Origin of the sequence: Armatimonas sp., assembly GCF_031410135.1 — a bacterium.
Taxonomy (GTDB): Bacteria; Armatimonadota; Armatimonadia; order Armatimonadales; family Armatimonadaceae; genus Armatimonas.
In genome coordinates, this window is record NZ_JANNYP010000890.1 from 1 (window position 1) to 10,676 (window position 10,676).

The window sequence follows — 10,676 nt, forward strand, 5'->3', positions numbered from 1 at the left end:
GGCGATTACTTTGACAAGCGTCAGCCCCTGAAGACGGTTCAAACTTTGGTAAGTCGGCTGGGTCATTTGGGCTACGAAGTTCAACTCTCGCCTAAAGCAATGCCTCAAGAGGGAGGGCTGGAGCCGGTATTTTCAGGATAGTGCAAGAGAGTTCATTACGACCTGTCAGGGGTATACTCTCTGCGATGTCTATTCTTCTTTCAGAAATCAACGAGCAGCCTGCGGCGCTGGAGCGGGCGCTCACGGGTAGCAAAGATGCCATTGCCGAGCTCGTAGCGGCGATTAAAGCGCGGGACGTTCGCTATGTGATTCTGGCGGCGCGAGGCACCAGCGATAATGCGGCGACCTATGCCAAGTATCTACTCCAGCTCACGGTCGGGGTTCCCTGTGGCCTTGCTGCGCCATCGGTGCACACGCTCTACGAGGCCGATGTGGACTATAAAGACGCGCTGGTGATCGGAGTGTCGCAGTCCGGGGCGGGCGATGATATCAACGAGGTCATGACGCAGGCCAAGAAAAGCGGCGCGCTCACGGCGGCGATTACCAACACAGAGGGCTCGAAGCTCTCACAGATCGCCGAGCATGTTTTGTTCTGCAATGCAGGCGTGGAGAAAGCCGTCGCGGCTACCAAGACCTACACGACAACATTAGGAATTTTTGCCAAGCTCTCGGCCCGCTGGGCAGGCAACAACGAGCTCGCAGAAACGCTCTGGCGCGTGCCGGATGCCATGCGTAAAGAGCTCGCTATGCTTGAGGGGAAAGCGCAAACCGTGGCGCACTCGCTCACTCATGCCGAGCGGATTCTGGCCGTTGCCCGTGGCCTGCACCTGTGCACCGCCATTGAGTCGTCGCTGAAGATCGCCGAGACCACGCACACCACGACCCAAGCGTTCTCGTCAGCGGATCTGCTCCACGGCCCCATCGCCAGTGTCCCGGCCAACACGCCGTGTCTGTTGCTCCTGCCCGATGGCAAGACCAAACCCATGATGCTCGAAGTGGCAGCCAAGCTCGCAAGCCGTGGCGCACGGGTGCTCACCCTATCCACCGACGCCGACGCTGCGCTTCCTCTCATCAATACAGGCACGGAGCTGCTCTCGCCTCTTGTGGATATTCTCCCCGCCCAGCTTCTCGCCTACCACCTAACCGTCGCCCGTGGACTCGACCCCGACAACCCGAGCGGCCTGACGAAAGTGACGGTCACTCGATGACTCTGAGCTCTCTAGAGGCGGAGAACTTCTTCCGGCTCTGGCATGAGCTGATGTACTTTGTGGATCAGCAGACCGGGGGCAAGCAAGAGTGGCCCGTCGAGTTCGAAGGGGTAGGCAAGCTCTCCTCCAAAGCGACTCAGGCTCTTCGGGCAGCACTCTGGGAGAGACCAATACTGATCGAGGATTTTTTGGCAAGTGAGCCTCCCCTCCGTGATGAAGATAAGGCAACTCTGGCGAGCTGGCAGGCACATCATCTCAAGGGACGTTTCGTGGTGCTCAAGTACCTGAAGAAGTATACGGTTGTCATTCCTATGGGAAGTGATTCAGCCGCCTACGGCATCTTGGGGCCGAGTAGTCCGATTGAAACCATTGTGCCCATCGCTCCCCCCGTCCTTGTTGATATGGTACTGCTGCCTTTTGCTGGGAAGATCATCACTGATGGCTTTTATGCTCCTGCCAATATCTACTTTGGCGGGGGCTACCGTGCATCGTTCAAAGATGCACTGCGCAATATCGAGGAGAGCGTCGGACTGACACTGAGCCTACCTACCGATGACGCTACATTGCGTCCGCGGATTGGGGATGGAAACATTCGCCTGCTCAAAGCCTTCAGAACCAATCTGGCAGGGCAAGGTCTGAGCGAGAAAGTCATCGGGCAGAACTTAGAGACAGCACAGACACTAGCCGCACAACTCATCATGGAGCCCGCTCCGCACGCACTCCTCCAGCTTGATCTCAAGACCGCTCAGGCATTTCTGGAGACAACTCCCAAAGCCGCGACAGAGCTGAAGCGCTTTGCCCGTTTTCTCTACGACACAGATCGCGGAGACGCGGAGCGCGTTGCCAAGCTTCAGGAGCTACGTCGTCGCTCCTAGCGCTCTGCGATCCAGCCTTTTTCCACCGCTTCGGCGATCCAGCCCCGCGCCACGTCCCAGAGTGCCGGGGCTCCCACACCAATCGGCGCGTTGCGGGCAGTGACACGCTCAGCGCTGACCCCATGCTCTACCCAGCTCCCGCCACTGTTTTTGTAGTTGGGTAGCATCCCACAGAGCCGATCCACCGCGGCGGCGAACTTGGCTTCGGGTGTCTCCTGCGCCTCGAACTCGTCCCAGAGCACACGGTACTCGGTGGCTTGGTCAGCAGGGAGCAAGTTAAAAATACGCTTTGCGGCGGCTTCTTCGCGCTCAGCCTTATCCGCCATCGCACTCGTGTCGTAGACAAAGCTATCCCCTGCATCTATTTCCACTAAGTCGTGAATCAGCGCGATCTTGAGCACACGGGTCAGGTCAAGAGAGACGGGGGCATGTTCTGCCAGGGTGAGCGCCATCAGCGCAAAGTGCCAGCTATGCTCCGCCGTGTTCTCCAAACGATCCCCGCCAATCAAAGACGTGCGCCGGAGCACCCGCTTGAGCTGGTCGGCTTCGGCAAGAAAAACGAGCTGCTGGGAAAGTCGGGAAGAGTCCATAAAGCCAGTATAACGAAAAAAATACCCGATTCCCGGTATTCCCCGTATTCCTGCGGGTTGAGAGTCCGCTGTTTTTTCCCAACAAATATACGAGACAGAAAAAACACGGGGATTGAGTATGACCATAAAAACCAACTGGAGAAATAGTGAGCGCAATCGGGTGACGCTGCCAGGGGACTCGGACTCGACAGAATCGGTGCGGGGATCGGCGCAGTGGCGTATTGCGACAGAGATTCCAGTGCCACAGCCGCTTTGGGCCGCCTATGCCAGTGCGTCTTTGCCCGGCCCGGCACAGGGACTCTTAGGGAGCTGGGATGTCAGCACCTTGCTCTCGTCCGAGCCTGCGAATGTCTCTCTCGCCCCGCCACAGTTTACAGCAGAGCACGCGGTTGCCTTCCTCTCCGGCCTTCCCAAGAGCTTGAGCACGACCGAGCGCTGTACCCGTGTGCAGGGGCTGCTGAAGGGACTCACCTCCGATGACACCACTCTGGCAACGGAGCTGGTGGGCGAAGCGGCGCAACAGATTGTGACGATTCGTCAGGAGATTAAGGCGCTTGAGGAGAGCTTCCAGCGTGACCAGTCCGACGATGAGATCTGTATCCAAGTTCTAGAAGAGCGGCTTACTCGCTTGCGCAACCAGATGATAGAGCGTAAGGCCAGTACTGATGAGGGGAGCCAAGCCCTCCGCACACGTCTGGATGAGATGATGGGTGTCATTGTCTTCTTCGATCACTACCAGAGTTATGTCCGCCAACAGAATCAGCCCTATGTCCCCTCAGAAGTACCCGCATTTCAACGCGAAGAGGGAGTGCGAAAACTCCTGAAACATCACGGACGGCTCGCTATCGCGTGAGGATATCCCCATGATTTCCTGGAAAGACGACCTCAAGACCTCCCCCACTCCTGCCCCCGCAAAGCCCTTGCTGGAGCAAGAGAACCTGCCGTCTGCCCTTAGACGAAGCCACGAGGAGAGTCGTGTGGTGGTCAGTTCGGCGCTTTCCCGACCGATGATCTTGCCCACACAGGAGCGTCCCCCCGCGCCAGTCAGGTCTGATCCTCCCGCGCCAGAGTCACCTGCCCCGCCCTCCCCCGAGGTCTACCGGGAGGCACTAGCCGCTGTCTTTGCCCAGGCGGGTCTCGCGATGGACTCCCCCACGCCCGAGCCTGTACCAGAACCAGAACCAGAACCAGAGCATCCTTCCCTCTTTGCACCTCCTCAGAGCGGCTATAGCCCCGACCAGATCGTTGCGTTTTTGTCATCGCTCCCCGGGCACCTCTCTCGGGAGTCACGGTATGCCCGCATGGCAGAGGAGCTGAGCCAGCACCAGAAAAATGACCCCTCCGAGCTTGTCGGAGAGGCGGCGATGCAGCTTGTCTCCCTGCGCCAAGAGCTTACCAAGAACAGCCATCAGGCCGAGGCATCACTCCAGCACACCCGCATCCGTATCGAGCAGCTTGAAGCAGAGCTGGCCCAGCTTCGGTATCAAGTGGAGATGCAGGAGCAAAACAGCGCGGGCTACCGTCAGTCGCTCCTGATGCGCATTGATGAGATGACCGGCGTGATTGTCTTCTTCGATGGTTACCAGTCCTACTTACTCCGCCGTGATGAGCAAGACGAAGAAGAGGCGTATGTCCCGCCCACTTTCCTCGACGAAGAGACGGCTCTGCGCCTGCTTGACCAGCGTAGCTAAAAAAGCAGTGTCGCTAAAAAGCTAGCTTGCCCAAAGTGCCTTGACACCACCGATAATAAACTCGACGGCCACCGCCACGACGATCAGGCCCATGATGCGGTTGAGAATATTCATCCCCGTCCTGCCCAGTGCCTTGCCCATCGGGGCCGCCATGCGCAGGCAGATCCAGGCGGTAAAGCACACCACGGCAATAATCCCGGCCACCCAGAGAATATGGGGAAAGAACGGGCCTTTTTGCGCAAGTAAAATCACCGAACCAATCGCCCCCGGCCCCGCCAGCAGCGGCAGAGCCATCGGCACAATCGCCACATCCTCACGATGTTCCGCCTCTTCTGCCTCTTCAGGGGTCTGACGAGAGCGGCTAGGCTGGGCATTGATCATCTCCAGGCCCATAAACAAAAAGAGAATCCCTCCCGCCACTTTGAAGCTGGCGAGGCTAATGCCAAAGAGCTCCAGGATCAGCTTTCCGACCAGCGCACTGATGAGTAGAATCAGAAAGACCGCCACCGTGGCACGCCGGGCAGTGCGCTTGCGCTCCTGCGGCGTCTGGTGCTGGGTGAGGGTGAGGAAAACCGGCGCGGATCCAATCGGCTCGACCACCACGATCAGGGAGACAATAGTCTTGAGTAGCGTGGTAGGGTCCATACGAGAAGAAGTATACCGCGCAGCGTCACAGCGCCAGTGAGTCACGATACAATGCAGAGTCAATGACGGTCCGTCGTGCTCTTCTCTTCCTCTTGCCCCTCTTGCTTCTGCTGGGAGCCTTAGGGCAGCGCTGGATCCAGACTCAGCGCGAGGACGAACAGGCGGCTACCGAGGCACGTCAGCTCGTGCTCCAGAAGTTTCGGAAGGAGCTAGAAGGCGATGCCTATAGCTCCGCTCAGAAATATGTGCGTAGCCAGCTCTTGCCCAAGCAAATCGCCGATACCGCCCAGCTTCGAGAGCTGACCCTCACCCACCTCAAGCCCCACCGCTACAAAGTCCGAGGTATCCTCGAGTGGACACAGCCCAAGGGAAAGGTCACCCAGCGGCGTGTCGAGGCGGACCTTCAGCACGGCCCGACGGATAAGAACTGGTACTTGCTCGACACCGAGTTTTTGCCCGCGGATCCCTAAAAACTCCGGTATAATTTCCTATGACTCGCCGAATTGCTTTCACGCTGATTGAGCTTCTCGTTGTCATCGCGATTATCGCGATTCTTGCCGCGATTCTCTTCCCTGTCTTTGCTCAGGCACGCGAAAAAGCCCGCCAAGCTGCGTGTCTCTCCAACATGCGCCAGCTCTCCACCGCGGTGATGATGTATGTTCAGGACTACGACGAGCAGTACCCGATGACAGCTAACTACAACACCGGGGCGCTTACTCCGACGATCTGGTCGGAGATGATCCAGCCGTACGTGAAAAACGACGGTATCTTCAAGTGCCCCAGTGCGCTCCAGCCAGGCTACCCGACGGACTGGAACGCCCGTGGCTACGCCTCCATCGGCATGAACGCCCAGCTCGCCTACCGTGATCCCAGCACCACTGCCAACGCCACCGAGGCATTTACCAACACACTCGGTCTTGCCAGCGTGGATGAGCCTGCCCGCCTCGCGCTCTTCACCGACACCCCCAATGCGCCGTTTGGCAGTGGAAGCATCGGGCGCTGGCGTGGCCATAACTTCGATCCGTGCGTCCCGACGGCAAAAGTCAATGCGCTTGATGTGCGCCTGAGCACCCCGCTGATCGGTGATAATGACCTCGTGGCGACCAACCCAGCGATGAGCGCAGGAACCCTCAAGCCGGTCTACGCCCGCCACCAGCGCACCGGCCAGGGCCAGGGACTTGCTATCGTGCTCCACGGCGACGGCCACGTGAAAGCCTACTCCGCCAACGGCATGCTCGCGCAAGAGAGAGGTGCAAATCTCATCTGGCGCGTGCGCGGTGCGTGCCCGTAAGAAGAAAAGAAAAAATGATGAGACACCACTTCTGGAAACGTCGTCATGTGCTGGGCATGGCGCTGACACTCGCTCTTGCCCCATCCACCTATGCGCAAAAGCCCTCGTTCCAGCCGCCAAAGCGCCTCAATACGCCAGGCTTCCAGGCAGGAATCTTTGATGTGGGCGCGTGCCTCGTCTCTGGGCAGCCGAGCGAGGCGGCATTTCGACAGCTGGCACAGGAGGGGCTTAAAACGGTGATCTGTGTCCGTACCCAACCTGAGCTTGATGATCGGAGACAAGTCCCCTTCGACGAAGCAACGCTTCTCAAGGAGCTGGGAGTCCGGTTCGTGCATATCCCACTGGATACCTACACCCCACTAGCGGTTGCCAGGTTCGCAGAGGCCCTGGAGAAAGAAACAGGGGGACGGGTGCTGCTCCACTGCACCGTCGCCTGGCGGGCATCGTATGTCTGGATGGCCTACCTCATCAACCATCGCGGTGTCTCCGTGGACGAGGCATGGAGCGCAGGGATGCAAATGAATGCGACACCTGATCGTATTGCGGCGCTTCTGGACATGCCCATTTCCTACACGAAGACTCCGGCGAAGCCAGGGACACGTAAGCCGCCCATGGGGCTGCTCTCAAAGCCTGGGGCGAAGCGGACTCTGACCGCGCCCCGGCTACTAACACCACCCGGTGATAACCTAACAGCCTATGCACTCTGGGATCTTGGCGAGGTGCTCAACGCAGCCCAGCCCGATGAGAAGGCGCTTCGTGCGCTGGCAAGCCAGGGCGTGAAGACTGTCATCAACCTGAGAACGCCGCAGGAGATGGCACAGGTAAAGCGGGGCGGATTCGATGAGGAGGCGGTAGCCAAGGAGCTGGGGATGGCCTATATCTCTATCCCAATCCAAGCAGCAGCGGACTTCTCACCTGCCAACCTGGAGCGGGTGGCACAGGCGCTAGAGGGAGCCCAAGGGAGAGTTCTGCTCCACTGCCAGAGTGCGATGCGAAGCACTCCTATGCTCGTGGCCTATCTGGTTAAGTACCAGGGAGTCCCCGTGCAAAAGGCCTATCAAGTGGGTGAGTCCATGCGCTGGGTGACGATCTTCCAAGAGCTTCTCGGGGCAGAGCTTAGCTACAAGTTAGCAAAGAAAAGCTCTGACCGTTAAGTCGCGGCGGCCAGCCGGAGTCCCGAGAGAAACGCTCCCTCGACCCGGCCTCCTTCACACCAGTCACCGCACGCCCCGAGTTGGCGGGCTCCGTCCCAGAAGAACGGCTGCCCGAGCGCGGCACTGGGCTTGGCGTAGCGCCACCGATGCGCCTGGCACTGGGTGACCGCAAGCGGCCCAAGGAGGTTCTCCAGCTCGGTGCGTAGTGCGGCCTCCACGGTTGCCTGGCTCTCTTCCAGATGCGCCTGAGTCCAGTTTGCATTGGCATGAGCCACCAAGACGGGCGGCGCACTTGGCTCACGCTTGGTGTGATCCCGTGCGATCCAGGAGAAGACCGGGTGATCCGTCAGCTCCAGCGCGGGCCAGTCCACTGAAATATCTGCCTCTAAAAGCGCCATAAACGCCCAGCACGGCTCCAGTGTCGCGGTCGCGACTTGCTCTGCGGCTTCGGGCAGGAGCAGATCCGTCGCGAGGGTCAGAAGCTGAACGGGAGGGACATTTAAGATCAGGGTCGTTCCCGCAAAGGCACGTCCGTCTTTTGCCGTCGCCACGTAGCCAACAGCTTCCCACTCTAGCCCCGATACCTCGGCCTCGGTGACAATATCCAGCCCCTGTGCCAGGAACTTCGGCAGGGCGCTGATTCCCTCGGGGCAAGCGTAGCGCGGGTGGCCCTCGGGGCGGGTGTGGATCGCGCCGTCGCGCCACTCTGGGAGGGAGCGGTACCACTCGCGCACCCAGCCCGCCGCTAAGCCTTCCTCCACAATCGCCTGGAACTCGGGGGAGCGTGCCGTAAAAAACTGCGCGCCGTGGTCTACTCGCGCCGCCCCAAACCGCCGCGTCGCCGCCCGACCACCGACACCGCGCCCTTTATCAAGCACCCGGACACTCGCGCCCGCCGCCTGCACCTGCCGCGCAAAGGCTAGCCCTGCCAGCCCCGCTCCAATCACCAGAAAATCTGTTACATCACTCACGGCAGAGTTATACCCTCCTGGTGGCAAAATAATCTTCCTACCAGGCTTTCCGGATTGCTACCGGACGAGAGAGTACGATAGCCATGACCGAAAACTCTACTCCCCACCCTCCCATTGTCTCCCGTGACCAGTGGAATACGGAGCGCGAGGCGCTCCTTCTCCAAGAGAAAGCACACACCCGCGAGGGCGACCGTCTGGCTGCCGCACGGCGGCGGCTTCCGATGGTGAAGCTAGACAAAGAGTATTTTTTCGATGGGCCAGACGGCAAACGGAGCTTACTGGGTCTCTTTGAGGGCCAGCGCCAGCTGATTGTCTACCACTTCATGTTCGGCCCGGACTGGGAGAAAGGTTGCCTTGGCTGCACGGGGTTCGTGGACGCGATCGCGGACCTCTCGCTCCTCGGTGAGCGCGACACCACGTTTGTTCTTGTCTCCCGTGCGCCGCTTGCCAAGCTCAATGCCTGGAAGCAAGAGCGTGGCTGGAGCATCCCCTGGTACTCGTCGTTTGAGAGCGATTTTAACACAGACTTCAACGTCACCCGTGAGCAGGGTGAAGCATCGGGCCTGAGCGTCTTTTTCCAGCTTGAGGACGACGTTTTTCATACCTACTCCACCTATGCACGCGGCGTTGAAAACCTCGTCCACACCTACCCACTTCTGGATGTCACGCCCTACGGTCGGCAAGAGGACTTCGAGGACTCCCCCGCAGGCTGGCCCCAAAAGCCCACCTACGGGTAAGTGCTACCGTAGCTCGATACTGTCACCATAGGCGGGCACGTTTACGTTCCAGCCGAAGCGCTCTTTGATGTGCCCTTGCATGGCGAGGGCCGCTTCGGGCTCGCCGTGGGTGATGTAGACCTGGCGCGGGGCGACTTTTGCCAGCGGCTCTAGCCAGCCAAGAAGCTCGTTGTAGTCCGCATGGCCCGAGAAGCCCCCGATTTTCTTGATGCGGCATCGCACCGGGAACCATTCTTTGTAGAGCTTAATCTCGGGCTCCCCATCCAGAATACGGCGGCCTGTGGTTCCAGCGGCCTGAAAGCCCACAAAGCAGATCGTCGCCTCGGGGTTGGAGACGAGCTGGCGGGCGTGGTGGATGATGCGTCCGCCTGTCATCATGCCCCCGGCGGAGACAATCACACGAGCACCTGTCTCCTCGTTTAATCGGCGAGACTCCTCACGGCTCGACGAAAAACCCATGCTCTTGGTGCGGAGCGGGTTGCGCTTTCTCTGCGTGAGCTCACGGGTGTCATCATCGTGCTCCTCGGCCATACGGAGGTAGGCTTGCGTCGCTTCGGCGGCCATCGGGGAGTCGGCGCGAACGGGGACGATCGGAATCTCGCCGGCATCTTCCAGCTCCCGAATGTGGTAGAGAATGTCTTGGGTGCGGCCCACGGAGAACGCAGGGATCAGCACGGGGGCGTTGCGGGCGTGGGCATCGCGAATCACCTCAGCGAGCGCCTCACGCGGGTCTTCGTCCTCGTGGAGCCTATCGCCGTAGGTAGACTCCACCAGCACATAGTCGGCGGGGTGCGGTGTCACCGGGTCGCGCAGAACCGGCTGGTTCCAACGGCCTATATCCCCCGAGAAGACAATGCTCCGTGTCTCGCCATGAGCTCCCGCACCGCTTACCTCAACCCGGAGGGAGCGAGCGCCAAGCATGTGCCCCGCGGGCCACCACTGCACCCGAATGTCGCTGGCGGCTTGAAAGCCCTCAGTGCCACCTTTCTGAGGGCGAAAGAGCTTGAGGGTGCGCCGGACATCGTTGCGGTCGTAGAGCGGGAGCGCGGGCTGGTGTTCCGTCAGGCCCTTTTTATTACGCCAGTCGGCTTCTTCTTCTTGAAGCTCCGCAGAGTCCTCTAAGATAATCCGGGCCAGCTCCGCCGTGGCGCGGGTGCAGTAGACCTCACCCTTGAAGCCATTTTTCACCAGCGCAGGAAGATAGCCGACATGGTCGGTGTGCGCATGGGTCAGCACCACCGCGTCAATGCTCGCCGGGTCGAAGGGCGGTGCCTGCCAGTTGCGATCGCGTAGCTCTTTGAGGCCCTGAAAGAGCCCACAGTCAATCAGAACCTTACTGTTTTTCGTCTCGATGAGATACTTCGAGCCCGTAACCGTCCCCACACCGCCCCAAAAAGTAAGCGTCGCGATCTGCGGGTTCTGCGTCTTTGCATGTTCAATTCGTGCCATGCTCTTAGTTTACCCACTTCCCGCTTACTATTGCGCGGCCTAGCAGGAAGAAGCGTCGGTGATGT

The 10,676-nt window shown here is 59.7% G+C and carries 12 protein-coding genes; 8 read left to right on the top strand and 4 right to left on the bottom strand.

All coding sequences use genetic code 11. From position 1 onward, the window contains the following. Positions 1 to 185 precede the first annotated feature (185 nt). Both RMO15_RS31780 and RMO15_RS31785 read left to right on the top strand, forming a co-directional pair. Complete coding sequence (locus tag RMO15_RS31780; RefSeq protein WP_309722864.1) at positions 186 to 1,208, top strand: SIS domain-containing protein; 1,023 nt, start codon at positions 186 to 188, stop codon at positions 1,206 to 1,208. Beyond that, the gene (locus RMO15_RS31785; protein WP_309722867.1) at positions 1,205 to 2,083 is read left to right on the top strand and encodes a hypothetical protein; all 879 of its coding nucleotides are present in this window, start codon (positions 1,205 to 1,207) and stop codon (positions 2,081 to 2,083) included. The genes RMO15_RS31780 and RMO15_RS31785 overlap by 4 nt, the downstream gene beginning before the upstream one ends. Here RMO15_RS31785 and RMO15_RS31790 read toward each other — a convergent pair. Continuing rightward, positions 2,080 to 2,673: an HD domain-containing protein gene (locus tag RMO15_RS31790; protein ID WP_309722870.1), complete on the bottom strand. Its 594-nt coding sequence runs from the start codon at positions 2,671 to 2,673 to the stop codon at positions 2,080 to 2,082. The two genes, RMO15_RS31785 and RMO15_RS31790, sit on opposite strands and share 4 nt — an antisense overlap. A 118-nt stretch (positions 2,674 to 2,791) precedes the next feature. Between RMO15_RS31790 and RMO15_RS31795 the strand changes: the two genes are divergently transcribed. Then, positions 2,792 to 3,526: a hypothetical protein gene (locus RMO15_RS31795; protein ID WP_309722872.1), complete on the top strand. Its 735-nt coding sequence runs from the start codon at positions 2,792 to 2,794 to the stop codon at positions 3,524 to 3,526. Between the two features lie 10 nt (positions 3,527 to 3,536). Continuing rightward, positions 3,537 to 4,364 (top strand): hypothetical protein, encoded by an 828-nt coding sequence (locus RMO15_RS31800; RefSeq protein ID WP_309722875.1) that lies wholly within the window; start codon positions 3,537 to 3,539, stop codon positions 4,362 to 4,364. 21 nt (positions 4,365 to 4,385) lie between these two features. Here the strand turns inward: RMO15_RS31800 and RMO15_RS31805 are convergent, their stop codons facing one another. Next, entirely contained in the window at positions 4,386 to 5,009 is a 624-nt protein-coding gene (locus RMO15_RS31805) for a MarC family protein (protein WP_309722878.1), read from the bottom strand. A gap of 62 nt (positions 5,010 to 5,071) precedes the next feature. Between RMO15_RS31805 and RMO15_RS31810 the strand changes: the two genes are divergently transcribed. The 3 genes from RMO15_RS31810 to RMO15_RS31820 are packed head-to-tail and all read left to right on the top strand — an operon-like array spanning position 5,072 to position 7,454. Further along, positions 5,072 to 5,479: a hypothetical protein gene (locus RMO15_RS31810; protein ID WP_309722881.1), complete on the top strand. Its 408-nt coding sequence runs from the start codon at positions 5,072 to 5,074 to the stop codon at positions 5,477 to 5,479. A 20-nt stretch (positions 5,480 to 5,499) separates the two neighbouring features. Continuing rightward, on the top strand, positions 5,500 to 6,300 hold the full coding sequence (locus RMO15_RS31815) for a prepilin-type N-terminal cleavage/methylation domain-containing protein (protein ID WP_309722885.1): 801 nt from the start codon (positions 5,500 to 5,502) through the stop codon (positions 6,298 to 6,300). Between the two features lie 14 nt (positions 6,301 to 6,314). Beyond that, positions 6,315 to 7,454: a sulfur transferase domain-containing protein gene (locus RMO15_RS31820; RefSeq protein WP_309722888.1), complete on the top strand. Its 1,140-nt coding sequence runs from the start codon at positions 6,315 to 6,317 to the stop codon at positions 7,452 to 7,454. Here RMO15_RS31820 and RMO15_RS31825 read toward each other — a convergent pair. Continuing rightward, positions 7,451 to 8,425, bottom strand: coding sequence for an FAD-dependent oxidoreductase (locus tag RMO15_RS31825; protein WP_309722891.1), 975 nt, complete (start codon positions 8,423 to 8,425; stop codon positions 7,451 to 7,453). The two genes, RMO15_RS31820 and RMO15_RS31825, sit on opposite strands and share 4 nt — an antisense overlap. Positions 8,426 to 8,508: 83 nt before the next feature. Here RMO15_RS31825 and RMO15_RS31830 point away from each other — a divergent pair, with 83 nt between their 5' ends. Beyond that, positions 8,509 to 9,162, top strand: coding sequence for a DUF899 domain-containing protein (locus tag RMO15_RS31830; protein WP_309722894.1), 654 nt, complete (start codon positions 8,509 to 8,511; stop codon positions 9,160 to 9,162). Between the two features lie 3 nt (positions 9,163 to 9,165). On the opposite strand, the gene RMO15_RS31835 is transcribed toward RMO15_RS31830, so the two are convergent. After that, positions 9,166 to 10,611, bottom strand: a complete 1,446-nt coding sequence (locus tag RMO15_RS31835; protein WP_309722897.1) for an MBL fold metallo-hydrolase — start codon at positions 10,609 to 10,611, stop codon at positions 9,166 to 9,168. Positions 10,612 to 10,676: the final 65 nt, after the last annotated feature.

Excerpts from the sequence above, each read along its gene's own strand:
- RMO15_RS31815 (WP_309722885.1), top strand. The coding sequence starts at position 5,500 with ATGACTCGCCGAATTGCTTTCACGCTGATTGAGCTTCTCGTTGTCATC.
- RMO15_RS31790 (WP_309722870.1), bottom strand. The coding sequence starts at position 2,673 with ATGGACTCTTCCCGACTTTCCCAGCAGCTCGTTTTTCTTGCCGAAGCC.
- RMO15_RS31835 (WP_309722897.1), bottom strand. The coding sequence starts at position 10,611 with ATGGCACGAATTGAACATGCAAAGACGCAGAACCCGCAGATCGCGACG.
- RMO15_RS31785 (WP_309722867.1), top strand. The coding sequence starts at position 1,205 with ATGACTCTGAGCTCTCTAGAGGCGGAGAACTTCTTCCGGCTCTGGCAT.
- RMO15_RS31830 (WP_309722894.1), top strand. The coding sequence starts at position 8,509 with ATGACCGAAAACTCTACTCCCCACCCTCCCATTGTCTCCCGTGACCAG.
- RMO15_RS31800 (WP_309722875.1), top strand. The coding sequence starts at position 3,537 with ATGATTTCCTGGAAAGACGACCTCAAGACCTCCCCCACTCCTGCCCCC.
- RMO15_RS31810 (WP_309722881.1), top strand. The coding sequence starts at position 5,072 with ATGACGGTCCGTCGTGCTCTTCTCTTCCTCTTGCCCCTCTTGCTTCTG.
- RMO15_RS31795 (WP_309722872.1), top strand. The coding sequence starts at position 2,792 with ATGACCATAAAAACCAACTGGAGAAATAGTGAGCGCAATCGGGTGACG.
- RMO15_RS31780 (WP_309722864.1), top strand. The coding sequence starts at position 186 with ATGTCTATTCTTCTTTCAGAAATCAACGAGCAGCCTGCGGCGCTGGAG.
- RMO15_RS31805 (WP_309722878.1), bottom strand. The coding sequence starts at position 5,009 with ATGGACCCTACCACGCTACTCAAGACTATTGTCTCCCTGATCGTGGTG.
- RMO15_RS31820 (WP_309722888.1), top strand. The coding sequence starts at position 6,315 with ATGATGAGACACCACTTCTGGAAACGTCGTCATGTGCTGGGCATGGCG.